At 56.1% G+C, this 26,746-nt stretch carries 26 protein-coding genes; 20 read left to right on the forward strand and 6 right to left on the reverse strand.

Annotated features, from left to right (window positions below; genetic code table 11):
- Nucleotides 1-53 precede the first annotated feature (53 nt).
- Nucleotides 54-1,415, reverse strand: a complete 1,362-nt coding sequence (locus tag ACP2AU_RS11485; protein WP_426376337.1) for an MBL fold metallo-hydrolase — start codon at nt 1,413-1,415, stop codon at nt 54-56.
- A 131-nt stretch (nt 1,416-1,546) separates the two neighbouring features.
- On the opposite strand from ACP2AU_RS11485, the gene ACP2AU_RS11490 reads away from it, so the two are divergent.
- The 8 genes from ACP2AU_RS11490 to ACP2AU_RS11525 all read left to right on the forward strand — a co-directional run bounded on the left by ACP2AU_RS11490 (nt 1,547) and on the right by ACP2AU_RS11525 (nt 8,935).
- The gene (locus ACP2AU_RS11490) at nt 1,547-1,747 is read left to right on the forward strand and encodes a DUF1656 domain-containing protein (RefSeq protein WP_426376338.1); all 201 of its coding nucleotides are present in this window, start codon (nt 1,547-1,549) and stop codon (nt 1,745-1,747) included.
- 9 nt (nt 1,748-1,756) lie between these two features.
- Entirely contained in the window at nt 1,757-2,629 is an 873-nt protein-coding gene (locus tag ACP2AU_RS11495) for an efflux RND transporter periplasmic adaptor subunit (protein WP_426376339.1), read from the forward strand.
- Nucleotides 2,630-2,642: 13 nt separating this feature from the next.
- Nucleotides 2,643-4,721 carry an FUSC family protein gene (locus ACP2AU_RS11500; protein WP_426376340.1) on the forward strand — a complete coding sequence of 693 codons (2,079 nt, stop codon included), beginning with the start codon at nt 2,643-2,645 and terminating at the stop codon, nt 4,719-4,721.
- Nucleotides 4,722-4,867: 146 nt separating this feature from the next.
- Nucleotides 4,868-5,188, forward strand: a complete 321-nt coding sequence (locus ACP2AU_RS11505; protein ID WP_426376426.1) for a helix-turn-helix transcriptional regulator — start codon at nt 4,868-4,870, stop codon at nt 5,186-5,188.
- A 210-nt stretch (nt 5,189-5,398) separates the two neighbouring features.
- Nucleotides 5,399-7,597, forward strand: a complete 2,199-nt coding sequence (locus tag ACP2AU_RS11510) for a mechanosensitive ion channel domain-containing protein (RefSeq protein WP_426376341.1) — start codon at nt 5,399-5,401, stop codon at nt 7,595-7,597.
- Nucleotides 7,598-7,701: 104 nt separating this feature from the next.
- Nucleotides 7,702-8,088, forward strand: coding sequence for a glutaredoxin family protein (locus tag ACP2AU_RS11515; RefSeq protein WP_426376342.1), 387 nt, complete (start codon nt 7,702-7,704; stop codon nt 8,086-8,088).
- A 105-nt stretch (nt 8,089-8,193) separates the two neighbouring features.
- Complete coding sequence (locus ACP2AU_RS11520) at nt 8,194-8,622, forward strand: nucleotidyltransferase substrate binding protein (RefSeq protein ID WP_426376343.1); 429 nt, start codon at nt 8,194-8,196, stop codon at nt 8,620-8,622.
- Nucleotides 8,609-8,935 (forward strand): nucleotidyltransferase family protein, encoded by a 327-nt coding sequence (locus tag ACP2AU_RS11525; RefSeq protein WP_426376344.1) that lies wholly within the window; start codon nt 8,609-8,611, stop codon nt 8,933-8,935. Before ACP2AU_RS11520 ends, ACP2AU_RS11525 begins: the two co-directional genes overlap by 14 nt.
- A 274-nt stretch (nt 8,936-9,209) precedes the next feature.
- Here ACP2AU_RS11525 and ACP2AU_RS11530 read toward each other — a convergent pair whose 3' ends face one another.
- The 3 genes from ACP2AU_RS11530 to sodC all read right to left on the reverse strand — a co-directional run bounded on the left by ACP2AU_RS11530 (nt 9,210) and on the right by sodC (nt 10,607).
- Nucleotides 9,210-9,509 carry a HigA family addiction module antitoxin gene (locus ACP2AU_RS11530; RefSeq protein ID WP_426376345.1) on the reverse strand — a complete coding sequence of 100 codons (300 nt, stop codon included), beginning with the start codon at nt 9,507-9,509 and terminating at the stop codon, nt 9,210-9,212.
- 12 nt (nt 9,510-9,521) lie between these two features.
- Nucleotides 9,522-9,800, reverse strand: coding sequence for a type II toxin-antitoxin system RelE/ParE family toxin (locus tag ACP2AU_RS11535; protein WP_426376346.1), 279 nt, complete (start codon nt 9,798-9,800; stop codon nt 9,522-9,524).
- Between the two features lie 258 nt (nt 9,801-10,058).
- The gene (gene sodC, locus ACP2AU_RS11540; protein WP_426376347.1) at nt 10,059-10,607 is read right to left on the reverse strand and encodes a superoxide dismutase [Cu-Zn] SodC; all 549 of its coding nucleotides are present in this window, start codon (nt 10,605-10,607) and stop codon (nt 10,059-10,061) included.
- Nucleotides 10,608-10,737: 130 nt separating this feature from the next.
- Between sodC and ACP2AU_RS11545 the strand changes: the two genes are divergently transcribed.
- Nucleotides 10,738-11,199, forward strand: a complete 462-nt coding sequence (locus ACP2AU_RS11545; protein WP_426376348.1) for a hypothetical protein — start codon at nt 10,738-10,740, stop codon at nt 11,197-11,199.
- A 448-nt stretch (nt 11,200-11,647) separates the two neighbouring features.
- Nucleotides 11,648-12,112 (forward strand): pilin, encoded by a 465-nt coding sequence (locus ACP2AU_RS11550; RefSeq protein WP_426376349.1) that lies wholly within the window; start codon nt 11,648-11,650, stop codon nt 12,110-12,112.
- A gap of 19 nt (nt 12,113-12,131) precedes the next feature.
- Here ACP2AU_RS11550 and ACP2AU_RS11555 read toward each other — a convergent pair whose 3' ends face one another.
- On the reverse strand, nt 12,132-13,616 hold the full coding sequence (locus ACP2AU_RS11555; protein WP_426376350.1) for an O-antigen ligase family protein: 1,485 nt from the start codon (nt 13,614-13,616) through the stop codon (nt 12,132-12,134).
- Nucleotides 13,617-13,806: 190 nt separating this feature from the next.
- The gene (locus ACP2AU_RS11560) at nt 13,807-14,283 is read right to left on the reverse strand and encodes a pilin (RefSeq protein ID WP_426376351.1); all 477 of its coding nucleotides are present in this window, start codon (nt 14,281-14,283) and stop codon (nt 13,807-13,809) included.
- 384 nt (nt 14,284-14,667) lie between these two features.
- On the opposite strand from ACP2AU_RS11560, the gene pilB reads away from it, so the two are divergent.
- The 10 genes from pilB to ACP2AU_RS11610 all read left to right on the forward strand — a co-directional run bounded on the left by pilB (nt 14,668) and on the right by ACP2AU_RS11610 (nt 26,715).
- Nucleotides 14,668-16,386, forward strand: a complete 1,719-nt coding sequence (gene pilB / locus ACP2AU_RS11565; protein ID WP_426376352.1) for a type IV-A pilus assembly ATPase PilB — start codon at nt 14,668-14,670, stop codon at nt 16,384-16,386.
- 2 nt (nt 16,387-16,388) lie between these two features.
- Nucleotides 16,389-17,606: a type II secretion system F family protein gene (locus ACP2AU_RS11570; RefSeq protein WP_426376353.1), complete on the forward strand. Its 1,218-nt coding sequence runs from the start codon at nt 16,389-16,391 to the stop codon at nt 17,604-17,606.
- A gap of 90 nt (nt 17,607-17,696) precedes the next feature.
- Nucleotides 17,697-18,572, forward strand: coding sequence for a prepilin peptidase (locus ACP2AU_RS11575; protein ID WP_426376354.1), 876 nt, complete (start codon nt 17,697-17,699; stop codon nt 18,570-18,572).
- Entirely contained in the window at nt 18,573-19,190 is a 618-nt protein-coding gene (gene coaE / locus ACP2AU_RS11580; protein ID WP_426376355.1) for a dephospho-CoA kinase, read from the forward strand.
- 28 nt (nt 19,191-19,218) lie between these two features.
- The gene (locus ACP2AU_RS11585; protein ID WP_426376356.1) at nt 19,219-20,268 is read left to right on the forward strand and encodes a hypothetical protein; all 1,050 of its coding nucleotides are present in this window, start codon (nt 19,219-19,221) and stop codon (nt 20,266-20,268) included.
- A gap of 8 nt (nt 20,269-20,276) precedes the next feature.
- A complete protein-coding gene (gene tsaA, locus ACP2AU_RS11590) occupies nt 20,277-21,026 on the forward strand; it encodes a tRNA (N6-threonylcarbamoyladenosine(37)-N6)-methyltransferase TrmO (protein WP_426376357.1) in 750 nt (249 codons plus the stop codon).
- 69 nt (nt 21,027-21,095) lie between these two features.
- Nucleotides 21,096-23,450 carry a response regulator gene (locus ACP2AU_RS11595; RefSeq protein WP_426376358.1) on the forward strand — a complete coding sequence of 785 codons (2,355 nt, stop codon included), beginning with the start codon at nt 21,096-21,098 and terminating at the stop codon, nt 23,448-23,450.
- A 33-nt stretch (nt 23,451-23,483) separates the two neighbouring features.
- On the forward strand, nt 23,484-23,672 hold the full coding sequence (gene yacG, locus ACP2AU_RS11600) for a DNA gyrase inhibitor YacG (protein WP_426376359.1): 189 nt from the start codon (nt 23,484-23,486) through the stop codon (nt 23,670-23,672).
- Nucleotides 23,673-23,778: 106 nt separating this feature from the next.
- Nucleotides 23,779-24,339 (forward strand): YfaZ family outer membrane protein, encoded by a 561-nt coding sequence (locus ACP2AU_RS11605; protein ID WP_426376360.1) that lies wholly within the window; start codon nt 23,779-23,781, stop codon nt 24,337-24,339.
- Nucleotides 24,340-24,453: 114 nt separating this feature from the next.
- Nucleotides 24,454-26,715 (forward strand): hypothetical protein, encoded by a 2,262-nt coding sequence (locus ACP2AU_RS11610; protein ID WP_426376361.1) that lies wholly within the window; start codon nt 24,454-24,456, stop codon nt 26,713-26,715.
- The last annotated feature ends 31 nt before the right edge of the window (nt 26,716-26,746 follow it).

Here is a 26,746-nt window from a genome sequence, read left to right on the forward strand (position 1 = left end):
TATTGTAAAAGCTGGTAAACTCCGGGGCCTTACTCCAAGGCCCCGCTCAAGCTCTAGATTTCAACTTCTTCAAACAAATCCGGCACTTCGGCGTCCCAACCGAAAGTCTCGGTGATCCGCTTGCGCATGGTATCACTTGCCACAACCTCGCCGTGAGTGACATACACTTTTTCCGGCTTCAGGCTGCCCTGCTCCAGCCACTGAAGAATCTCCCGGTAATCACCGTGAGCACTCATGGAATCCAGGTTGTGGATCTCAGCCTTCACTGGCCAGTATTCGCCATGAATCTTAACAGACTCGGCACCGTTCACCAGGGCATCCCCACGCGTGCCCGGGGCCTGAAAACCGGCAAAAATAACGCTGTTTCGCGGGTTGGGCAGCAGGGTTTTCAGGTGGTGCAGCACACGCCCGCCCGAGGCCATGCCACTGGCGGAAATGATCACACAGGGGTAACGGGCCGCATCCAGCTGGATGGATTCTTCCACCGTGCGCACGAACTTGGTTTTGTCGTCAATCAACTCGCACTGGGCGCCGTCAAGCTTGTGCTCTTTGTGGTGCTTGCAGAAAATTTCCGTGGCTTTGATGGCCATGGGGCTGTTGAGATAAACCGGCAGCCTGGGGATTCGCCCCTGCCCCATCAGTTTGTGCACCACGTACAGCAACATCTGCGCACGGCCCACCGCAAAGGCCGGCATTAACACGATACCGCCACGGCCCGCCGTTTTGGTGATAATCTCTTCCAGCTCTTTCTCCGGGTCCGTCTCGCCGTGGGCGCGGTCGCCGTATGTGGATTCACACACCAGGACATCGGCATGGCTGAGCGGCTCCGGCGGGCGCATGATGATGTCGTTCTGGCGCCCGACATCGCCGCTGAACACCACCGTGCGGGAGGAACTCTTATCGGTTACGTGGACGCAAGACGAGCCAAGAATGTGCCCGGCCGGCGTAAACTGAACCTCAAACCCTTTTACCGGTTCGAAGGTTTCGTGGTAATGCAAAGACTCGAAATGCTTGAGGGCTTCCCAGGCGTCTTTCTCTGTGAACAAGGGCTCTGGCTTGTCGTGCTTGGAGAATTTCTTGCGAAAGGCGTATTTGGCATCTTCTTCCTGCAGGAAGCCGGCATCCGGCAACAACACCTTGCAAAGCTCGTGCGTGGCCTTGGTGCAGTAGATCTTACCCTTGAAGCCGTTTTTCACCAGCGCGGGCAAGTAACCGGAGTGATCAATGTGCCCGTGAGTGAGAACAACCGCATCGATGGTAGACGGGGCGACCGGGAACTTCGCCCAGTTTCGCCGGCGCAGGGTTTTCACCCCCTGATACATTCCACAATCCACCAGCAGGCGGTGCTTGTCGTTGGAGAGCAGGTAACGGGAGCCGGTGACGGTGCCGGTGCCACCCAGGAAGCGGAGTTTCATGGGCATAAATCCTTATCAGCCAATGGGTAATGCAAGTTTAACGTACTTTTGACCTTTGGCAGGCATCGAACCATTATTGAGGTGGCTCAAACGCATTGGCAGGGTTTATGACGGGGCGATAATCAACCACTATGCTGCATGAGATGAGTATTGGCGGAATGTTGTTCAGCCCGCTGCTGGCGCTGGCGGCCCTGGCGTTTGTGCTGTCTGCGGCTACCCGCCTGGCGCTGCATCACCTGAAGCTGCGCCGCTTTATCTGGAAAGAAGCCTGGTTTGATGTGGCCATGTTTGTCTGCTATCTGGCCGGCATTGTGTACCTGTTCGACACTTAAAGGATGGCTATGGAAAAACTGGCGCGTATCGGGCTGACTCTGTTGGTGGTGGCGGGTGCGGTGTTTGCAGGCACCTGGCTCTGGGACCACTACCTGTATTCCCCCTGGACCCGGGACGGCCGGATTCGGGCCGATGTGGTCACTCTGGCACCGGACGTTTCGGGCTGGGTCACCTCGGTTGAGGTGCAGAACAATGCACCGGTGGCCGAGGGCGACCTGCTGTTCCGCATTGACGATACCCGCTATCAGGCCGAGCTGGCAGAACGCAAAGCCCGGCTTGCCCAGGCCAGCAGCGCCCGGGACCTGGCCCTGCACCAATACGAGCGCCGCCAGACTATGTCGAACCGCCAGGCCATCAGCGAAGAAAGCCTGGAAAGCTACCGGATTCGTGCCGAGTCCGCCGAGGCCAATTACCAGCTGGCCGCCGCCGAGCTGGCCACTGCGCGTATTGATCTTGAACGCACCCGGGTAGTGGCTCCGGACACCGGCACAATTACCAACCTGTCTCTACGGGACGGTAATTACGTCAGCCGGGGCGAGCCAGTGCTGTCGCTGATCAAACGCGATTCGTTTTACGTCACCGGGTATTTCGAGGAAACCAAGTTGCAGATGGTGCACGAGGGCCAGAAAGCCCACATCAAATTGCTCTCCGGCAAAGCCGCGCTCACCGGCACCGTCACCAGCATTGCCCGGGGCATTGCCGATGCCAATACCGCCAGCAACAACCAGATGCTTCCCCGGGTGCAACAGGGCTTTAACTGGGTGCGGCTGGCGCAGCGCATTCCAGTGGACATTACCCTGGACCCGGTTCCCGACAACCTCAACCTGAGCGCGGGCATGACGGTGTCGATTCACCTGGAACCGCCCACCCAGCAGAACTGACGGAGCCCGGCCCGTGTCGATAACGCTCCACCCCTTGTTCACCCAACTGCTGATGCCGCCGCGCCGTGCGGTGATTTTTGCATTGAAGGGGGTGATTTCCATGGCCCTGGCGTTGCTGGTGGCCATGGTCCTGCAACTCGACCGGCCTTATTGGGCGCTGGTGTCTGCAGTGTTCCTGCAAATTCGCCCGGAAAGCGGGCTGGTGATTGAGAAGGCCCTATGCCAGATATTCGGCTCGGTGGTGGGTGGCAGTGTCGGCATTCTGATTCTGGCGTTTTTCATGCCCTACCCGCTGGTGGCACTCGCGTGCCTGACGCTGTGGATTGGCCTGAATTCCGCCGCGTCCTCCATGGTGCACAACACCAACTTTATTTATGCCTACGCGATGTCTGGCATGACGGCCGGCCTGGTGGTGGTGCTGGTAATTGCCAACCCGAACGCGGTGGACAGCCGGGCCGTGTTCGAGATTGCCCAATCCCGCATCAGCGAAATCTCGGTGGGGGCGCTGTGTGCCATGCTGGTGAGCCAGCTGCTGTGGCCTGTGACCGTAAGAGCCAGCCTGAGGCACCACGCCCGGGACGCCATCAACAGAACCCTGGAATACCTGTCACTGGAACTGGACCCACAAAGCACCCACGAGCAGCGCCACAAACACGCCGACGAGATTCTGGAAACCCTGGTGGTGCTGAACGACGATTCCAGCGCAGTGGCCTTCGAGGGGCCAGAGGGCCCTGGCAGGAGCCGCGCGGCCCACCTGTTGTGCAACAAGGTGATGTCTTTGCTGGCCGTGACCCAGATTATGGGGCGCTTTCCCCGCAACCACGCGGAGCTTGTCTCACCCGCGTTCAGCAAATTGCTGGCCGATATGCGCACACACTTTCGCAAGATTGCCGATGCCAACAGCTTTGAAGAATCCTACCTGCAGGCCCAGGCGCTGAGGCGCTCGCTATTGGAGCACCGGGCTAATTACCAGAACGAATCCGCCATTGTGGTAAGGCTGACCCAGACCGCCGCCGAACTGGTGGCCGACCTGGTGATGGTGCTGAAAGCTTATAACGCTTTGGAAAACAGTGACCAGGCACTGCTCAAAGCCTCCAAGTTCCGCACCCACCGGGACCCGTTGATCGGCGCGGTTAATGGATTTCGAACCGCCCTGGTGTTTGTGATCGGCGCGGTGGTATGGCTGACCACCGGCAGCCCGGCGGCCATCATGATGATGATTATGCCGGTGGTGTTCTCGGTGATGTTTGCCCGGTTTTCCCTGGCGGTACTGACGGTAATGCTGCGCCGTCTTCTGGTGGGCGTGGTGGTGGCCATTCCTGTGGCTCTGTTCTTCGGGCTGGGGTTGCTGTCCCGCAGCAGCGGCGATTTCGAGATGCTGGTTCTGGTGCTGGCCGGGCCCTACTTTGTCGGCCTGCTGGCATTGGCCGACCGCCCCACTCTGCCCTACGGCCTGGGCTTCTGCGTTCCGTTCACGTTAATTGTGCAGCCCAGTAACAACATGACCTTCAATGCCGACATTGCCGCCAGCAATGCCCTGGGCCTGCTGGTGGGCATCAGCATTCTGTATTGGGTATTCAAACTGATCACACCTCCGGACAGCCAGCTGTTGCAATGGCGCCTGCTGAAAGCCACCGCCCGGGACCTGACCACCGTGGATGAGCATGACAGCCCGGAGAACTGGCTGAACGGCCGCATGGGCGAGCGGCTGCTGCGCCTGGCCAACTACGACCAGGGCTCCGGCAATCCGAGCCGGATTATGACCGACCTGGGCTTTACCGGCCTGAACATCGGCCATATGTCCATTCGCCTGCGCAAACGCCTGAAAAACCATCGCACGCCGCTGGTGAACGACAAACTAGCCCACTGGCAGCAAGTGCTGGCCGACACCTATCTGATGAGCGCCCGGGGCGTTATGAACCCCGAGTTCCGCCAGGCCAGTGCCGAATTGCTAGCGGCCATTCACACCGCCCGGGAACCAGACGCCCAAACCGCCACCATTGAAGGGATGTTCGAGCGCATTGCCCTGACGTTTGAGCGAACGGTTAAGACCTGGCGGGCGGAGCAGCCGGAAAGACGTAACAAGGAGTAGATCGCAAACACACTACTTTGCGGTAAAAGAGGGACGGGGCGCCAAAGGATTTACCGATGCCAGAAGCAACTTTTATGTTGCCTGATAACCAAAAAGCAACTAACCTGTTTCTTTATGAAATCAAAGCAACATAAGTGTTGACTGATATGAACCCGGTGCTTCAACAAATTAAAGATCGGCGCCTGAAACTCGGCCTGAAACAAAACGACATGATGCTGCGAGTGGGAATGTCTCGCCAGCAGTATCAGCGACTGGAATCCCGGGGAAACCCCAGGCTAGACACCCTGGAGCTGGTCGCACAGGGTCTTGGCGCCCAACTGCTGCTGATCCCGAACGAAAAGCTTGCGGCCGTGCGTGCGCTGCTTGAGGGCACCGCATCCGCGCAGCCAACTCTCCATGCATCGGACGATGATAACGAGCGTTTGTACGAAGACCCCTGGAAAGGACTGCTCGGAGACGACGAATGATTCGCACCCAGGTGGACGAAATCGCCGTGCTCAAACTGACGTTGCACGATCATCTGGTTGGATATCTCGCGGGATTTCACAGTGGCCGGAACGTACTGACCTTTGCCGGTGAATGAAGACCACAAACAATCCCTTGTGGCACATTGGCGCAAGCTTCATGATGACTTTCGCATTCAATAACTCACCCGACTGATCGTTAGAGGTAAAAACTTGCGGCTATCCGTCGTCTTTCTTGGCCTATTTTTACTGCTTTCAGGCTTTTCTGCCCAGGCGCAGCCTATTTCGCTGCCCGGCATCCCGGGATTCTCCGGGCAGGAAGAGAAAAAAGAAACCTCGCCGGAAGAGCTTGAGGCCTCCCTGGACGCCACCATCAAGGCATTGGAGAATGACCAGCAACGCGCTGAACTGGTGCAACAGCTGAAGACTATCCAGGAGGGCTTGCAGGCGGAGTCATCCGCAGGGGGAAGACGGGCTTCCGGAGGCGAAGGGCTGCTGGGCGCGCTCGCGGTGTTTTTTGATGTGTCTGAGAACGCCAACGGCACAACTCCCAACCACCTGTCGATCTGGAAAACCCATTTCGAGAATGCCTACAGCGCCGCCGTAAAACTGTTGGCCAGCACCTCGCTGCGCGTGTTGGCGGAGACTGCCGTGGGCCTCGCTGCCTGGCTGGCCGCCTTGTGGGGGCTTTCACGTGGCGTGCGAATGTACTTTATCTGGCGCAACTGGCCGCTGGTGATGCCCCGCGCGCCACGCCCCTGGCTTCTGGCCGCACACTTTCTACGGCGCATACTGCCCTGGCTGCTGACGTTTATCGCATTACTTGTGGGGCTGCCCACCTTCGGCATTTCAGCAGCGGCACAAACCACCGTGCTGATCCTCGCCTATACTGGCCTGAGCGCGCGGATGTTGACCTCCCTGTTTGATGTAATTATCTCGATTTTCTCCAGCGGCCACCGCTTGCCTGCGGTGATTATTATCCGCCGGCGAATGCTGCTACCGCTGTTCATCATCGGCGTGCTTTTCGCACTGCAGGATGCCCTGGGCACCAAAGACCTTGTCGACCAACTTGGCTCCGAGCTGGCCAGCGCGCTGGCCCTGGTGTTCAGCGTAACGGCTGCCCTGATCAGCTTTTTCCTGATTCTGCGCAACCGTCGGCCTGTCACCCAGCTGATTCGTAACCGGCCCTACAACCAGCGCAAAAACGAAGGCGTTTCCAGAGAAGTCGTCGCCCTGCTGGCCCGGCTCTGGCACATTCCCATGCTGGTGGCCATCAGCGCCTCGGTGGTGGCGGTCTTTCTGAACGGCGGCGAGGCCGATGAGGCTCTGGGTAAATCCCTCATCTGCGCCCTGCTTCTGGCGCTGACCCTGGCCCTGCAGGGCCTGATCGGAATGCAGGAGAACCGCCCGAAACCGCGCTCGTTAAGTGCGTTCAGCCGCCGGCTGATGCGCTTTGGCTACAACCTGATCCAGGCCGCCGCCTGGCTCGTGTTTTTCGAACTGACCCTGCAAATCTGGGGGCTGTCTTTGTTTGCCCTGGGCGGTAAGCCGTCCGTAAGTGAAGTCCTTGCCAACAGCGTGGTGAGTGTCGTCGCGGTACTGCTGCTTGCCAGGCTGACCTGGATCTTTGTGGACGAACTGCTGGAACGGGCCATGGGTGGCAGCGACCGGAAAAGGCGAATTAAAGCCGCCCGGGCGCAAACCATCCTGCCCATCGCCCGGAATACCCTGTTCATTACCATTCTGATCATCGCTACGCTGGTGAGCCTGTCGACTCTGGGCGTAGACGTAACGCCGCTGCTCGCCGGTGCCGGTATCATCGGCCTGGCCGTGGGTTTTGGTGCGCAAACCCTGGTTCAGGATTTGATCACCGGCCTGTTCATCGTGGTGGAAGACTCCATGTCTGTGGGGGATTTCGTGCAGATCAACGGCTTCATGGGCACCGTGGAGGGCTTCAACCTGCGCACCGTGCGGCTGCGGGATCTTGAAGGCGTGGTGCACCACATCACCTTCAGCAAAATCAGCTCCATTCACAATATGTCTCGCCAGTTCGGCATCGCCCTGATCAAAATCCGCATCCCCCGGGAACTGGCCATCGACGACGCCATCCTGCTGATGAACGAAACCGCCGACGAACTGCGCCTCCAACCGGATATGCGCTGGCTTATCTGGTCGCCGCTGGAAATGCAGGGTATCCATGCCTTCGAGGAGGGATGCCCAGTGCTAAGAATGCGGATGCGCACCAAACCCGAATACCAGTGGGATGTCGCCCGCGCCTTCAACCTGCTGCTGAAGCGGAACATGGAAGAGCGCTACATTGATGTGGCCGCGCCGCGGATTAGTGTGCAGATGGAGGCTGAAGGCGGGACGGGCTCCCGGTATTTGGCGGAGCGTGGAATGGGTGAGGCTTGAACCGGGGCTTAAGGAGCAGTGGCCACATTTTTTTAACGACCATGCTATCCTTGCCGCCTCATTTACATCAGATCCGCCTATTTTCAAACAGTTCAGGTTTTATTATGCGAATGATTATCCGTGGCTTTTTTCGCCTGCTCCGCTTGGTTCTGACCCCGTTTATGCTGCTTTCAGAAAAACTCACCACGCCGAAGGCCATCAGCCGCTCACCGGAGCGGCAGGCAGAAATTGATGCAGCGACTACCAACCTGGCGCTCTACGAATTCCGCGCCTGCCCTTTCTGCATCAAAGTCCGCAAAGAAATAGCCCGGCTGGGGCTGAACATCGAACGGCGCGATGCGCAGCACGATCCGAATCACCGCGAAGCACTGCTGAAGGGTGGCGGCGCTATTAAGGTTCCTTGTTTGCTGATCAAGGATGAGCAGGGTGAAGAGCGGTGGATGTATGAGTCTGGGGATATTAATGCCTGGCTGGCGCGGGAGTTTGGGTGAGGCGTGGACTAGCGCCCAATCAGCTCTGTACCCCTGATGCCCGAGTCGTTTGACGACCCAAAATCATGTTAATCTTCGTTTAAAGATCCAACGCGAGCGCAACACATGGCCGAGCAGGATGTCCGCTGGCTCGAGCGATTCAGCAATTTCAGAAAGGCATTCTCCCAGCTGGATGCTGCGGTGAAATTATGCCGAACGCGCGACCTGTCAGACCTCGAAAAGCAGGGATTAATTCAAGCATTTGAAGATACCTATGAGCTTGCCTGGAACGTGATTCGAGATTACTTCCGGTGGCAAGGCAATGGCAACATTGTCGGCTCTCGCGATGCGATTCGTGAAGCGTTTGCCAATGGCATGGTCGAAGATGGCGAGGGCTGGATGCGAATGCTGAAAGACAGAAATCGCACATCCCACACCTATAACGAAGAAACCGCCAGGGAAATCCTCGATAACATTCTGGCGCAACATCACCCACTGTTCGCTGCACTGCAAACCCGGATGGTACAGGAAGCTGATAAGTATGGCCTTGCCTGAACCATCCTCCGCAAAAACACCGTTTGGGCTACCCCCGCAGGTTATCAAAAGTTTGCAGGGCGTCTTCTCGCAGCACCACGCGATTGAACGGGTGACACTTTACGGCTCACGCGCCAAAGGCAACTACCGGCCCAACTCGGATATCGATTTACTGCTGACAGCTCCGGCACTTCCCTGGCAGGAGTTTAACCAGATAGAGCTGGAGATTGACGACCTGCTACTCCCATGGAAAGTAGACCTTGCCCTTAAGCATCAGGTAGAGAATGAAGAACTTTTGAAGCACGTAGATCGGGTGGGCATACCCCTCTTTTGATTTATCAAAGCCATCGCCTGGTGCTTCTTTCCGGGAGCGGAACAGCAGCGCCTGTTCATAGCCGATCCAGCGAAACGGGCGGCTCTGGCCCGTTTACTCTTCTTTCATAATACGAACGACCCGTTCGTCCATGCAGCTACGCACGAACGCATTCATTTCACGCTGATCGCCGGACTCGTAAAAGCGGAGCATCAGTTCATTGAACTCGAGTTGGCTTGAAGCCGGAACGAGGGAGGCTAGTGCCTGTCCGTAATATGGTTTCGTAATATGGTTTTCAGGCAGCGTGCGGCTGTATCTCCTTAGCAATCTTAGCTTCTTTGCCCATCTGAGCCTGGCGCAGCTCAAACTCAGTTTGCAGATTCAACCAGAACCGCGCACTGGTGCCAAAGTAACGAGCTAGTCGCAGCGCTGTGTCTGCGGAAACGCCCCGGTTCCCACGAACTATCTCGTTCATCCGCGTCGCAGGAACATTCAAAGCCTTCGAGAGCGCATTTACGCTCATCTCCAGCGGCTCCAGATACTCTTCCCGTAGAATCTCTCCAGGGTGAATGGGACGCATACCATTGCTAATCATTGTGCGACCTCCTCAGTGGTAATCAACAATTTCAACATCTTCCGGACCGTCAGCAGTCCATCGAAAGCACATCCGCCACTGCCGGTTAATGCGGATACTGTGCTGACCTTCCCGGTCACCGTTCAAGGCTTCAAGCCGGTTACCAGGTGAGGATTTCAGGTCATCCAGCTCTGAAGCTGCTTGCAGTAGTATCAACTTACGCTCAGCTGCAGCTTTTATCGCCGAGAACCGTCTGGTTTTTCCAGTCTCAAACAGCGCTTGAGTTTCTTTGCATCGGAAGCTCTTAATCATACCACTAGCGTATAACGCTTACCGTTAAACGTCAAACAGCATTTATAACCAGTGTCTCATCTGGCGACACTCACCTTTCGTCCCAGGCTTGCAGGCTATTGGCTGTCCATGGTCATTTCTGTCCATGGTCATTAGGAGTTTGGGTGAGTGGGCGGATTAGTGCCCCGTCTGATCTCACTTAATTATGGAACAGCCGAGGTAACTCCGGTGAGAGGAATATGCCCCGACCTATTATAAGATCGGGGCGTGGTGAACGCCTTAATCGGCAATTACACCGCAGGCGATACGAACACCACCACCGCCCAGCGGTTGGGGTGAATCAGAATAGTTATCGCCTCCGCCGTGAATCACCAGGGCACGGCCTTTAAAATCGCTCAGCTGCAACCTTGGCGCGATGTTGGTCTGGGCGTTTTCTCCTTCCTGCCCCACGTGCAGCCTTGGCAGATCGCCCAGATGTCCGGACTTATCAAACGGGCCTTTGTGCTGCCTGGTATTCTGGGGATCATAATGCCCGCCAGCGGCCCCCGCAGGCGTTACCTTTCCGTCTTTTTCGACAGGGCTGCAGTCCGGATTCTCATGAAGGTGGAAACCGTGCACGCCAGGCGCAAGCCCGTGAAGATTGGACTCGATCAGCACGCCCCGGTCGTAGGCAACCAGTGTAACCGTGCCTATTGAATCACCCTGGCCTTCCACACCGGCCTTAAACATCTCGACCTCCAGCTTTGGCTCTGCGAACGCCTGAGAGGCGGCCAGAACGAGAGCAGCGGAAATAGTGGCGAGTGACAACTGCTTTTTCGTGCGATGCATACTGTTCTCCTTTTCGGTTGAAGAGGATGCGTGCGGCGTCGAATTCAGAGGTTTTGCGAAAAGTGTAGTTCTGATCTCGATTTTTAAAAGCCGTGTTGTGGCTCTTGCATATTCCGGCGGCCGTGAAAAAATGAGGCTGGACACCGAAGAGGCCCTTCTCTCCTGCATGGCCTACGTCGACCTAAACCCCATCCGGGCCGCCATTGCAGAGACGCCAGAAACCTCCGAACATACCAGCATTAAAGAACGCATTAATCCGACCTTTGATCTAGCAGAAGCCATTGCACGGCAAACAGAACAACAGGCGCTGAATGACTTTTCGGTGCCGCTGAAACCGCTACCGGGTTTTGAAGGCATGATCCGGAGCGGCTTTCAGCGCGGGATCCTGTTCAGCTTTGAAGATTACCTGGAGCTGGTGGATTGTACCGGACGAATCAGCCGGAGTGACAAACGAGGCGCTATTGACGAAAACGCGCTGCCGATTCTGGAACGACTGAATCTGGATCCGGAACGATGGTGCCACCGAGCCACCGCATTTGAGGACAGTTACCAAGATTACCGAAACCCTCGCCGACGGCATCGAGCAGCCTAACTTCCCCACCCTTTCCTGTTGAAATTCCTATATCGGTATGCCGGCCGAGAACGTCGCTCGCCTGAAATTAACGCGTTTCCGGAATTCACCGTGGAATACCGGCGGCGGATTAGCATAATCCCGAAATAGACGCAGTGAAACCAAAAGCCATAAACGGCAAAGGCCCGGGGGTCGAAACCGCCGGGCCTTTGGGGATCGGTCAAACTAGTGCCTGTCCAGGATCAATCCGGTCATAACTTCCCAGGCACCGCGGACAAAATCGTTTTTCCAAAACAGCCTTAATGCTACGAAGTCATTTGACACAAATTGTCAACCAATACATCAACGGATGACGTGCTGAGTCATATTATTAATGTCCATTTTGAGTAAACTGTTTAGATTCCATGGGTTAACGTTTGGCACATAAGATGCTTAAACAGGTTAAGTAATCAATTCAGGGAAAATAATAGTGAACAGAACCAATGGCTTTACATTGATTGAGCTTATGATAGTGGTTGCACTCATTGGCATAGTTACATCACTAGCTCTACCGGCGTATCAGACTTATTCGATAAAAGCCAAACTAAGCGAAGCATTTTCCATGATGTCAGTGGCAAAAGCTGCTATACATCTTCACCACGCAGAGAATGGCACAATGCCGTCCGCGGGCTCTTCGCTCATGACTGAGGTAGAGACCCACCTCACCGGGCTCCCTTCAATAATTTCTACTGACTCAACCAGTTCACCGGCCAATCCAAACGAAGTCACAATGACACTCAGAATTAGAGATTTGGGCGGCTCAACTGGTGATGCATCAAGTAACTCACTTGCCCTGCGGTTTCTCAGCTCTTCAGGTGTGGTGCGATTAGACTGCTCCTCTGCAGCCGGCACCACTATCGAACCAAACTTTCTTCCCGATCAGTGCCGAAATTGAGCTCGCGAACGCCAACTTTTCACTCGGGCATTTGACTTTCGTGTCGCGGGAAATAGCCATGGGCCCAGAATCGAGGCAACTGCCCAAGAGATACTTCCTCTTGATAAAAAGAAATATCATCAACCATCGCCTTATGATACTTGAAAACATCAAAAAGCCAGACCAAATTCAAAAAAGCGATGAAACCAATTAGAACGTAACCAGCACCGTTACAAATTTTTGATTCCTTGACTGTATTCTTCGGCCAGCCCATAGAAAACCCCGGTTTTATTAGTGACCAGAAGACTGAAAGCACACATAAACCCACCAACATAGAACCTGGAGCAATAAATACGGCAGACACACCAGCATGAACGAATGCCGCTATAACTGATGCCGTGAATGCCACAAGATATTGTGAATTGGCGTCCTGCGAAACTCTGACTCGGAGAATTTGCAACCTCAAACGCCTGAAGGCTACCAGAGATAAGAGCGCGAAGAGTAAAACAGAAATCCACCCATACTCCGCTGCCCACATTAGATACATATTGTGCGGGTGACCCAATTTTTTCGACTCTTGGTACCCATCAGTTAGAATTTCGTGCGTGAGCCAAGACTGCGGCCCCATCCCTAAAGGGAAATTGTGAAGACTCATTGCTAAAGCCTCATTCCAGAGAACCACACGACCGGAACTGTCGCTCTTGAGGCCTCTCACATGAATGTCGTCGAAAACTAGGCTGGGAATAGCTAACGACAGCACGAACCAAATCAACACTCCAATTGCCAAAAATTTCAAAGAGACCTTTACCCACGGGACTGCAGATTTACCGAACAAAGCCAACACGAAAACTAAACCTATCAAAAGCCCAATAATTGAACCTCGAGAGGAAGACAACAATAAAATCCACCACCAAATTCCCGCTGTAAAGAACACGGCGACGCGCCAGAGGCAATTCTTTTTCCAAGGAAATATTAGCAAACAGAGGGGAAAGATAGGCAAAAGCCATGTAGCAACATGACTCCAATAGCGCATATTGACGAAGCCCCAGGGAATCATTTCGTTTAACCGCGAGAAATTATCAACCAACGCGAAAAAATAGATCATTACGGTTATAGCGGCATAAAAAAAACAACCCGTAATTGCTGTGATAGTCACTGCGGTCGCAGCGTCTTTCGAATACCCCTCAATGCGAGTCAGAAACCCAGACACACCGAAGGCTAAAACATAAAGTGAATAAAGGAATGGCTCTAAAAGGAAAAAGTCGCTGAGATCAATATGAAGCAGAGGTATAAAAAAAACGATGGCCAATGGGATAAACGGCCAGAGATCGACGGACGCCAACAAAAGTCTTTGCTTGTTTTTTAACCGCACGAGCCCGTAAGTGACAATCGATACAATAAAAAACGAGAGCAAAAGACGCTGATCCGCATATGAACCGAAAACAGATGGCACAAAGTTCGAGAATAAAACAACGCTGAATGCCAATGCGGGCGCAAGAAACAAGTTTATCTGATGAAGTCTCAAGCGTCGCTCCAAGCCTGTTCATCCTATCGTGAATCGGCCTGAAAAAGATCTGTAGTTGACAGTCAGGCGCTCAAAGTCAAAACAAAAAAGCCCAGGCTATTATACCCGGGCCTTTGGACTAATCAGGAGTACTGCTTGCACTCTCCTGATTTCCCCATCTGTTGGGGTTGCATTCTTTCTCTACAACAACCTAGCTTGCAGAGCAGCTGTTGGGCAGGAACTTCTGCTCAATCTCGGTAGCGTCAGTCGCGCACTCCCAAGTAAAAGAACCAGTCATCGTTGTAAGATCCGGCGGCGTAAGAACAATATCCCCACCAGCAACGTTCGCGCCCACAACACCGGCCGCCTTCATCGTAATAGTGATAACACCAGTGTCTTCTGCTACAACAGCGGAAGCATAGTTGCCGTCAATTGCCGGGCTGCCATCAAGGTCCAAATCTTGCAACGCGTTGGCGTCAGGGTAAGCGCCATTGGACTGCGCGTATTCCGCGATTGCAGTCTTAGCGCCCGCAGTCATAGTGAATGCCTCAGCAACTTGAGCGCGCTGGGTGTAATCCTGATAAGCCGGAATAGCAACCGCCGCCAAAATACCGATAATCGCTACAACAATCATCAGTTCGATCAGAGTAAAGCCCTGCTGGCCACGCTTCATTTGAATTTCTTTCATTTTTTCGACCTCTAGAGTTGTCGTTTCACTTTTACAGCTCCGGGGCGGTAGAGCTTTGCCCTTTCACCGCATTGAGCTTGCGATAAACTAAGCATCCTTCATGCCAATTGCAAGAAGTTGTTAAAACACCCGCTTTAACAGATGATTGCGGGCATAAGTGAATTATCCGACAGGTAAACTCGATAAGCCCCAATAGTCACCAGCAGTCTCAGAGTGACACTTTTGGTCACCCGACACGCACTTTTCGACAAGACCATGAACGCGACAGGTCTATGAGAATGATCAAGCCTGAGACCAGCTCCGCTTTCCAAACGCCCGGCACACATCTAAACTCTGTTGGCATAAATACGCGATTCAGTAACTTAGACAACTTTTTGAGCATTTATGGCGACCAGCAACCGAAACGTGACCTTGACGGGCCTGGCCCGTCGCTTTGTGGATGACGGCCTTCTGGATGAAGAGACCGCCAAAGACGCCTTTATTCAGGCCTCCCAGAATCGCATTCCGTTGATCACCTATCTAACCCAGAACCAGCTGGCAGACAGCGCCAAGCTGGCCTTTTCTGCCGCGATGGAATTTGGCGTTTCGGTACTCGATCTGGATTCCTTTCTCCCAGAAATGATGCCAGAGAAGGCGGTCGACGAAAAACTGGTCCGTAAACACAATGCGTTACCGCTCTATAAACGGGGCAACCGACTGTTTATCGCAGTGTCGGACCCGACCAATATCCAGGCACTGGATGAGATCAAGTTCAATACCGGCCTGAGCACCGATGCCATTCTGGTCGACGATTCCAAATTACGCGCCGCCATTGACAAGTATCTGGAATCCCAGGACACCACGATGGGCGACCTGGACGATGCCGACCTCGAAGGCGTAGAGACAGAAGGCGGCGAAGGAGAAGAAGACGATGGCGCCGTTTCTGTATCAGACGTCGATGACGCTCCCATCGTAAAGTACGTAAACAAAATGCTTCTCGACGCCATTCGCGGCGGTGCATCGGACGTCCATTTCGAGCCTTACGAAAAAACCTATCGCGTTCGTTACCGCACAGACGGCATCCTGAAAGAGGTGTCACGCCCCTCCATCAAACTGGCCCCCAAGATCTCGGCTCGTGTAAAGATCATGGCTCAGCTCGATATCTCCGAGCGCCGGGTGCCGCAGGATGGCCGGATAAAGATGAAGTTATCCAAAACCAAGGCCATCGACTTCCGGGTAAACACCCTGCCTACGCTCTGGGGCGAAAAAATTGTTCTGCGTATTCTGGACCCCAGCCAGGCCAAGCTGGGCATTGATGTACTGGGGTACGAGGAAGATCAGAAACAGCTCTTTATGGATGCGCTGGCGCAACCCCAGGGTATGATTCTTGTAACCGGCCCTACAGGTTCCGGTAAGACCGTTTCCCTTTACACCGGCCTGAACATCCTCAACACCCCGGGCATAAACATATCCACTGCCGAAGACCCTGCAGAAATCAACCTGGAGGGCATAAACCAGGTCAACGTGAACAACCGTGTAGGCCTTGGTTTTGCGGAAGCGCTGCGCGCGTTCCTTCGTCAGGACCCGGATGTGATCATGGTGGGTGAGATCCGGGATCTTGAAACGGCCAATATCGCCATTAAAGCCGCACAAACCGGCCACCTGGTGCTTTCCACCCTGCACACAAACAGCGCGGCTGAGACACTGACCCGGATGATGAACATGGGCGTGCCAGCGTTCAACATTTCCACGTCGGTAAGTCTCATCATTGCTCAGCGGCTTGGACGGCGTCTATGCAATAACTGCAAACAAGCGGCCGAGATCCCCCAGGATGTGCTTTTGAAGGAAGGGTTCACACAAGAACAAATTGATACAGGCTTCACGTTGTACCGCCCCAAGGGCTGTGATAAATGCAATGGGGGATACAAAGGCCGCGTCGGTATTTACGAGGTAGTCCGGATAACAGAAGAGTTGGCCAGCATGATTATGGAAGAGGCCAGCTCCATCAAAATTGCAAAGCAAGCTCAGGCGGAAGGCTTCCGCAACCTGCGGCAATCGGCACTGCTCAAGGTGATTGAGGGCGTGACGAGCCTTGAAGAAGCCAACCGTGTGACGAAGGATTAAGCATGGCAGAGAAAGCACAAAAGCTCGAAGCGTACGTTTGGGAAGGCAAAGACCGGAAAGGCAATAAAGCCAAGGGTGAGCTTCCCGGCTCTAACATTGCCCTGGTAAAAGCCCAGCTGCGGAAGCAAGGCATTATTCCGGACAAAGTAAAGAAGAAACCCAAGCCTTTGTTCGGCGGCAGCAAAAAAATTACGCCTTTCGACATCGCCATGTTGACCCGCCAGCTGGCAACGATGATGAAAGCCGGCGTTCCGCTGGTACAGAGCTTCGACATCGTTGCAGACGGACTGGAAAATAAAGGGCTTCAGGAATTGGTCATGTCGATCCGGAACGACATTTCATCGGGTACCGGCTTTGCCCCGTCTTTGCGCAAACACCCGAAGTACTTTGATGACTTATATTGCAACTTGGTCGATTCCGGTGAAAAAGCCGGTGCACTGGAACAGATGCTTGATCGTATCGCCACGTATCTCGAGAAAACCGAGATTCTGAAGAAAAAAGTCAAAAAAGCGATGACCTACCCGATCGCGGTCGTTGTCGTCGCGATTGTGGTCACGGCCATACTGCTTGTGAAAGTTGTGCCCCAGTTCGAGAGCCTGTTCCAAGGCTTTGGTGCAGATTTGCCCGTGTTCACTCAATTTATCATCGGGATATCGGAGTGGATGCAGGCCTGGTGGTTCATTGTCTTGCTGGGTATCGTCGGTACCATCTTTCTATTTAAAGAATCTAAAAGACGTTCTCAGAAGTTTTCAGATCTCGTCGACAAGTATGTTCTCAAGCTCCCCATCGTCGGCGAAATTCTCGACAAATCCGCCGTAGCCAAGTTCGGCCGGGTACTATCTACCACCTTTGCGGCCGGTGTTCCGCTGGTCGACGCTCTGGATTCCGTTGCCGGCGCCACCGGCAACGCGGTGTATCGGGATGCGGTTATGAACATCAAGAACGATGTTTCCAGTGGCACCCAACTGCAGGCATCCATGCGTCAGCAAGGTGTTTTCCCGGTCATGGCGGTGCAGTTGACCGCCATCGGCGAAGAGTCGGGTAACCTGGATGATATGCTCTCCAAAGTAGCCGAGCATTTCGAAGGCGTTGTTGACGACATGGTGGATAACCTGACCGCTCTGATGGAACCCATGATCATGGCCGTACTGGGCGTGCTGGTTGGTGGCCTGATCATCGGTATGTATCTGCCAATCTTCCAGATGGGTCAGGTGGTTTAATCAGATCTGTCCGTATACACCACTCGACTTGCGTAACCTGTGCCCCTCCTCTTCCGGAGGGGCCAAACCCGGATTCAACTGAGTCATCGAATGCTCCCGCTAGAAACCATCCTCTCCACCCCCTGGCTGCTCTACCTCGCCGTCGTTTTCGTCTCGCTCTGCGTTGGCAGCTTTCTGAATGTCGTTATCCTGCGCCTGCCCCGCATGATGCACCAGGAATGGCGGTGCCAATGTGAGGAGTTTCTGGAGGTCGCCGAGAAAGATCGCAAACAGGATGAAAAGATCACACTGTCCAGGCCCGCCTCCACCTGCCCGTCTTGCGGCCACAAAATTCGCGCCTGGGAGAATATTCCCGTTGTGAGCTGGCTCCTGCTTGGCGGCAAGTGTGCCTCTTGCAAAACCCGTATATCGCCCCGCTACCCGATTATCGAAGCGCTGACTGCGATTTTCTCTGTGGCGACGGTGTATCTGTTGGGGCCAACGGAATCCGCATTGTGGGCACTGCCACTGGTTTGGGCACTGGTGGCCCTGACCATGATCGACTTCGACACCCAACTGCTGCCGGACGGCATTACCCTGCCCCTGATGTGGCTCGGGCTGGTGCTGAACTACTTTGGCGTGCTGACAGACTTCCACAGCGCCTTCTGGGGCGCGGTTGCCGGTTACCTGTCACTCTGGAGCGTCTACTGGATATTCAAATTGGCTACCGGCAAGGAAGGCATGGGGCACGGGGATTTCAAGCTGCTGGCCGCGTTAGGCGCGTGGCTGGGGTGGCAATTGTTACCGGCCATCATTTTGCTTTCCTCGCTCGTGGGCGCCGTGGTCGGTATCAGCCTGATGGTGTTCCGCAAGCATGGCCGTGAAGTACCCATCCCCTTCGGGCCCTATCTGGCTGCGGCCGGTTTGTTATCGCTGTGGTTTGGCCCGGAAATTCAGGTTATCTGGTTCAATTACCTGGGAGTGTAAATGTCGGGTTTCTCAATTGTCGGCATGACCGGCGGCATCGGCTCTGGAAAATCCACGGTGGCCCGGTTGTTTGGTGGCCTGGGCGTACACTGGGTGGATGCGGACGATGTAGCACGGCAAGTGGTGGAACCGGGGCAGCCGGCACTGCAGGCTATTGCGGACCACTTCGGTGAAGGCACGCTGCAGGCTAACGGCGAGCTGGACCGGGCGGCGCTGCGCCAGAAGGTTTTCGAGGACCCGGAAGAACGCCGCTGGCTGGAGCAACTGCTGCACCCGGTTATTCGCGAGGCGTTGGTGCGGCAGCTGGCACCCGCCGATTATGCTCTGCCCTATGTGCTGCTGGTGTCGCCCCTGCTGCTGGAAACCGACCAGCACGAACTGGTAGATCGGGTGGTGGTGGTGGATGTTCCGGAAGAGACTCAAATTGAACGCACCATGGCGCGTGATCACAACAGCCGTGAACAGGTGGAGCGGATTCTCGCAGCACAGATGCCCCGGGCAACGCGGTGTGAAAAAGCGGATGACATCATTAACAATGCGCAACCGATTGACCAGGTGGACACCGCCGTTCGCACCCTGCACCAGCGGTTTCTGGCAGACTTCGGCCGGGGAGCCTAGCCTGAGCCGCCGGATACTCTCGTTTTTGATGATCGCGCTGGCGGGGTTTCAGCCATTGCCCGCAGAGGCTGCGGACCCGGCTCTGCAGCTTCGGGATGTATCCGTAAAACACCTGTTGTCGCCCGACCGCCTGCCTCCGTCTTTTTTTACCTTCGAGCCCGAGGAGTTCTGGGCAGAGCCCAGAGATTCCTGGTGGCTGAACGCCAGCAATTGGGTGATTCACCAGGAGCGCCTGCACGGCCCCACAGTGCAAACCTTTGGAGCCTGGGCGGATCGCACTCTGTCCGGTTCTGAAACGGCCCTGCCCAACAACGAGAGCTATCTCAGGCTTGGTTTTGCTGCCGAGTCCGAATACAGCAACCTTGCGAGATTTGAGCCCGAACTTCGGTTTCGGTTGGATGTTCCCACGGCGCAGGAAAAACTTCGCGTGGTGGTGGAAAGCGAAAGCGAGGAACTCATCCCCCTGGCGGAACGGGAGCGGGACCGGCAGCTGACGGAGCCGGAGCGTACGGATACCGACACCACCGGGGCGTTGCGTTTTTTTACCGATGTGGGCGATGCCATTAATCTATCCACCGACATTGGGGGGCGGTTGCGGCTGCCACCGGAGATGTTCTGGCGCATGAAAGCCCGGAAGGGTTGGACGCTGGACAACCAATGGGCGCTGAACGTTCAGCAGCGCCTGTACTATTACCACACCGAAGGCTGGGGTGCCCGCACCTGGGTAGGCAGCAACCGGGCGCTCGACAACGGCTGGCATTACTACAATTCCTCCGAACTGGAGTGGGTTCACCGCGACCGCCGGTTTGTCATGGCCCACATACACAGTGTACAAAAACGCCTGAACACCCGATCCGTCATTACCCCCCGGATTGGCGTTCTGGGCGAGAGCCAGCCATCCTGGCGCCCTTCAAGCTATTTTGCCGACATTACCTGGCGTTACCGGGTGTATGAAGATTGGCTGTTCGCCGAACTGGTGCCCGCCCTGGAATACGCCAGGGAGGAAGATTTCGACGACCACGCTTCACTGGTATTCCGGGTGGAAATGTATTTTGCCGGTACCATAGACAGAGACTGACAATCACCATGAGCAGACCCCAGCACAAAAGCCGGCCGGCACAGGAAGCGTTAACGCTCACGCCTGTTGCTTTCACCCGCTCCTGCTTTCGCGACAAGTTCGGCGTGCCCCGGCAGCCCGGCCTGACCCGCTACGCCCATGCCGGCCTGGTTATCCAGAGCCCTTTCGACCGGGAGGAGGCCTTTCGCGGGCTCGAATCCGCCAGCCATCTGTGGCTGACCTTCCAGTTTCACGAGGCAGTCAGAGCGGAATGGCGCCCGGTGGTCCGCCCGCCCAGATTGGGAGGCAACAGGAAAATCGGCGTGTTCGCCAGCCGTTCGCCCTTCCGGCCCAACAGCCTCGGCCTGTCCGTTGTCCGGAACAAAGGCCTGGAACGCAAAAACGGGGAGCTGATTCTGAAGATCAGCAATCACGACCTGATTGACGGCACGCCGATTCTCGACATCAAACCCTACCTGCCCTTTTCGGACTCTGTTCCCGAGGCATCCCTGGGCTGGGCCGACACCGCGCCCACCGACAAACTGGAGGTTGTGTTTTCAGAGCAGGCGCAACAGCAACTTCAGCAACTGCCGGAGGCGGACTATCCGCAATTCCAGGCCTTGATTGAAGACGTCGTGAGCTACGACCCCCGCCCCTCGTTCCGCCGTGGCAGGGATGAAGAACGCATTTATGGCGCCAACCTGTACGATAAAAATGTTCGTTTCCGATTTTTGAACGATGGTTCCGTGAAACGTGTGGAAGTGATTTCGGTCTGTTAATATGCATCCTGACATTCCTCGCGGCTTAGCGGGAATGCCAATCTGTAGTCGACACAGGGAATTTGTGCCTTGCCTTCAAACCAGTTCTTCAAGCGCTTGGGTTTGCGCCCTCTGGCACTCCGGTTGCTGGGGTGGGTGCTGCTCTACAGTCTGGTCTTGTCACTGGTAGCCACAGGCGTGCAGATGATTGGCGAGTTTGAGCGCCAAAAGTCTGAGCTGCAGGACAACCAGCAGCGGGCCGCGGATTTGATTGCCGGCAGCATGAGCGCCAACCTGTGGGTGATGAATTTCAGCGAGGTCGCCAACAGTCTGGACGATATGCGCGCCATGCCTTTTATCGGGTATGCCCGCGTGAACACAACCACCGGTGAAAACTTCAGTACCGGCGGCTACCCCGAAGGCCGGGTGATTACCCGGACCTTCCCTCTGGAATTCAACCGTTCCAGCTTTGACAGCCCCCAGCGTGTGGGGGAGTTGACCGTCGTCACTTCCGTTGAGCAGATTTACCAGGACATTCTGGAACGGGCACTTCTGAACCTTCTGTTCCAGTCCATTGTGGTGATGCTGGGTACGCTGGGCCTGCTGCTGATCGTCCGGCTTGCGCTGTCCCGCCATCTGGAGAGCATGGCAGACTACGCGGCCAGGCTGAACCTGGACGCCCTGGTTGAGCCCCTGAAACTGCGCCGGCGTGCGCCGTCCCGGCCGGACGAACTATCCGAGCTGGAGCAGGCGCTGAACAAAATGCGCTTGCAGATTCTGGAGGACACCCGCTCGTTGCGGCAAACCACCATCCAGACCCAGGGCGAACGGGATGAGGCGGTACGGGCCAATCACGCCAAGAACCAGTTTCTCGCCAATGTCAGCCATGAGCTGCGTATTCCGCTGCAATCGGTGCTCGGCTATGCCAACCTGCTGACCGATACGCCTCTGGACCAGGAACAGCGGGAATACGTAAACACCCTGCTCAATGCCTCGGAAAGCCTGTCTTCCATCATCAACGATCTGCTGGACATTTCCAGCATGGAAGCAGGCAAACTGGAGCTTGATGCCATCCCCTTCGACCTGCGGGAAATCCTGAACGATCTGATTCATATGCTGGGCTCCCGGGCCCGGGAAAAAGGACTTGCTCTGGAGGTCCGGGTAGACGAAAACCTGCCGTGGGCGCTGACGGGCGACCCGGTGCGCCTCCGCCAGGTGTTGCTGAACCTGTTGTCCAATGCCATCAAGTTCACGGATTCCGGCCACGTGCTGATCAGCATTGAAGTACTGGGGGGCAGAGACGGCCAGGTGCGCCTGAGGCTGGCCGTGGAGGATACCGGTGTCGGCATCAATCCGGAGGACATCCCCCTGGTTTACGAGCCGTATGTCCAGCTTGGCCAGCGTTTCCAGCGCCAGTTGCCGGGTGCCGGCCTGGGGCTGACCATCTGCCGGCAACTGGTCGACCTGATGGGCGGCTCCATGGATCTGGAAAGCCGCCCCGGTGAAGGTTCGACATTCTGGATTGAGCTAACCCTGCAGGAAGCCAACGACGGTTCCGCCAAAGTCCGCCCGGACTCCCGCCAGGTTCAGGGCCGCCGGGTATTGGTGGTGGATTCCTACGAGTTGTCTCGCAAGATTACCCTGGAAATGCTGTCCCGTTACGACGTACACATCGACGCCGTCCGTTCGGCCGGCGAGGCCCTCACCGCACTCCGGCAGGCATTTGATGCAGGTATCCCTTACGACGCCACGGTTCTTGATGGTTTTGTGCCGGATATGGACGCGGACCTGTTGTGTCGCCAAATCCAGGGCAACCCGCAATGGGCGGGGATGCGGCTACTGATTCTGTCGTCCAATCCGCAGCGGGGCGACGCCGAGCATTTCCGCCAGGCGGGCGCAGACGCTTTCCTGAGCAAATCCTTGCGGGAATCCTATCTGATCCCCATTCTGAACCAGCTGTTCACCGATGACAGCCAGCAGGAACGCCGCTTTCTTACCCGGTTTTCCCTGAAAACCATGGTCAACACGGCCAACCGGCACCGGGAAATACCTTGCGGACGAATGCGGGTGCTGCTGGTGGAAGACAACCCGGTAAACCGGACGCTCACCAAGCGGTTGCTCGAAAAACTGGGCTGCGAAGTTTTGACAGCCAACGACGGGCAAGCCGCCTCTGCGCTCTGGCAGTGGCATCAGTTCGACGTTATTTTCATGGATTGCATCATGCCCCGAATGGACGGCTATGAAGCCACGCGCCAGCTGCGTGCCTGGGAAGCCAACCATAGCCGCAGTCGGGTGCCGGTGGTGGCGTTAACCGCCAGCGCCATGGAAGAAGACGAAGAACGCTGTCGCGAGGCAGGCATGGATTCTTTTGTTGCCAAGCCGGTGAACCTTGAAATGTTACGGGCAGTACTGGAACAATATTGCCAGGCCTCTGCTGCATCTTAGCGGGGCCACCATGCACCTGCCCGGAACCCTTCTATGAATGTAGAATGCCCTACCTGTAAGAAATCTGTGGAATGGAGCGAGCACAACAGCTGGCGCCCCTTTTGCTCTGAGCGCTGCAAACTGATCGACCTGGGCGCCTGGGCCAACGAGGAGTATCGTGTGCCGGCTGAAAACGCCTCCCCCGATGACTTTGACCAGGGCGGCGAAGTCACCCGCCACTGAACGTCTGTTTACCAGCCGCTTACGGGCTTGTAAGTTGTGCCTGCCCCGGCAGATGTTTACCATCCGTTGAGATTAAAAAGATAACGCACGCATCAAAGGTGTACACATGAAGATTACCCGCATCTCGGTACTGGCACTGTCTCTTGCCTCCGCTCCGGTTCTGGCCAGCGATCTGGATCTGAGCCTCACCAGCGACTCGGTTAAAGGCCAGGTTAACTTTTTAGGCAGCCAGGACGAGCTGCAACTGGGTGCCGGATACACCTACCACGAAGGCAGCCGCCACATCATCAACGCCGATTTCCACGCCCAGGGCCGCACAGCGCTGGGTAATCTGCCCACCACCGCAGGTATTGGCCTGCGCGGCCTGGGCTGGGAAGACGACGATCTGGACGGCGGCGCCGTGGGCGTTGGCGGCTTTGCCACTGTGAACGTGCCCGATGTCCCCGGCCTGTCGTTCGGTGGCAGCCTGCACTATGCACCGAGCATCCTGTCGTTTGGCGATTCCGACGACATGACCAGCCTGGAATTGCGCGGCAGCTATCGGGTGATCCGCAACGCGGAAGTCTTTGCCGGTTACCGCTACCTGAACACCGAGCTGGATTTCCGGGGCTCTCCCGATGTAAATCTGGACGAGGGCATTCTCGCCGGCATCAAGATTTTCTTCTGATCGCCCCTCAGGTTACCCGGCCCCGGCCGGGTAACCGATTCGTGCAGCCATTCACGCCCTGCCCCTCACTTTACTGCTAATCTGTCCGGATACTTGTTAACGGACGGCGGCTTCATGAAACTGACTCTTTCTTCCTTTCTGGCTACCTGCCTTGTGCTTGCCGGCTGCGGCGGGGGCGACAGCGCCATTGATGGCGCCAAAGATATTCCCAATCGGTTTGGCAACACCCAGAACGCCCTGGACGACTTCAGCCCCGGCAGCACGGGAGATTCGAGCAATGCCCGGGGGCTGGAACCCAACCAGGTGCGCGTGACCATGGAACTGCCCGCCAACCTGGCCCCGGAGGGCGAGCCCACCCGCCGCAACCTGCGCATCGTCATTCCGGATGAAGTGCGGGTGTATCGCACCAATACCGGCGCTCAAACCTTCGATGATGTGCGTTACTCCAGAGCCAACGGCGCCGACGGCCATTTTATTCTGACCTTTGACAATGGCGTGCCCATCGGCCCGGACGTTATTATCGAGGCTCGTTATGGCAGCGCCACAATGACGGCCCTGGCCGCAGACGCCGACCGGGATGTGAAGGTGAACCCCTTTTCCCATTACCTGGTGACCCGCGTGCTGTGGAATCAGTACACCGCCAACGACCTGCAAACAGTGATGGCGTGCGTGGATAACGCCTCCTGCCTGAACAAGTATGTGTGGGGCACTCTCGCCGACCAGGTGCACGATTTCGAGATCGATATTCCGGTAAACAGCAGCGTTGATCAGGCCACCAACATTCTGAGCGAGCGCGCCGATTTCGCCGGTTACGTGAGGGATACGGCGGACTACGCTCTACTGGGCCAGGCGTCATCTGACCGGATTTCAGCCAGCGCCGCGGATTACAATTCCGTGTTTTTCGGCCTGGAACTGGGCCAGACATTCCGGGAATCGAATATTTCCGGGGCCGGGCAATGGGGCGTGCGGATGGCACAGGAGGAAAAGCTGACGGCCGACAACGGGGCGTTTCTCTACCCGGCCCTGACGCTAACCTCCTTCGATGCCTTTAATCTGAATATCACGTCCCTTGCGACCGATATTCCTTATGACCGGCGCACACAAATCCACGGTTTTTTTGAGCCCGGCGGCACCGCCGGCGCACCCGAACAGGTGTTTTTCAGCCGTGGCACAGAAGACTGGGAGCGAAACAGCCACTCCAGCGCCCCGGGTGCTGCCACCCTGACCACCCAACCTCCCGTGCGTTTGCTGGCCGGACGCGCGCTGTATCAGACGGTGACCGACCGCAGCAGCACCGAGATCAATGGCTGGACCCGCAACCCCTATTATCTGGATGCGTTCACCTCCACCCCTCCGGATGATCAGAGCGCGCCAGACCGGGTTCTCGCCGGCTATTTCACTGCCGGCAAAACCATTGCGCTGTCCGAAAATGACGGCAAACTGAAACGCCAGAACACGCTTGAGGACCACTACCTGAGCGTGTTTGAACTGCATCTCCAGCGCAGTGAGCAGTTTCAGTTTTCAGACATGGCCACAGAAACTTTCAACACCGCCTACTTCGCCGCCCGCTTCAATGACGAACCCGCCACGGCGGCAACGGAATTTGAAACCGGCCACGGGCGCTGGACGCTCACCACGCCGGACGCCGCCTCACTGCCGGGCAGCGCCGAGGTCAACCGGTTCACTCTGGCCCGCGATCGTTCCGGAATTGTCACCTCCGATACCGGTGCACGCAGCGATTCGTGGAATCTTATCAATCGTCGATCCCGCCTCAGCACCGGCGACGACTTCATCGGAAGACTCGGGCTGTTTCGTGATGACCCGGACATTTCTCCGGACAGCAATGACACCGGCGATGATCTTAATTTCGGCGTCCCAGATCTCGGCCTGGGCGCGACTACCCCGAACCGGGCCCTTATGGCCTTCAATCTCAACGATGCAACACTGGGCAGCGGGCTTCTGGTCGCAGCGAAGCGACTGTCGGAGGGTAAATTGAAGGAAGGCGTCTATCGTGTTCAAGGCGTTGTGATTGCTGCCACCCAGGAGGCAAACCGGCTGCATCATGTAGACAACGCCACCCTGAACCTGAGCGACAATTCCGCCACCTTTGAAGGCGACGTTCTGCAGGTGACACACGCTATCGAGGAAAACCGGGTAGACGCCCCCCAGGCAGCCACTATGGCTTTCCAGGCCAGCTATAGTGCATCCCCGGAGGGAGAAATCTCCATGATCGGTAACGGAGAGTATGACCTTCAGGGCTTCTATACCGAAGCCGGCAACCAGATGTTCCTGGTAATTAGCGATGGTACGGGCCCGGAACGACAAACCGGCTTGTTACTGGCTACACTGCTGACAGAGGAAACCGGCGCGCCCTGAACCGCAAGCGAGGACAGTCCCGTATAACCTG

Origin of the sequence: Marinobacter sp. VGCF2001 (assembly GCF_049943275.1) — a bacterium.
Classification (GTDB): domain Bacteria; phylum Pseudomonadota; class Gammaproteobacteria; order Pseudomonadales; family Oleiphilaceae; genus Marinobacter.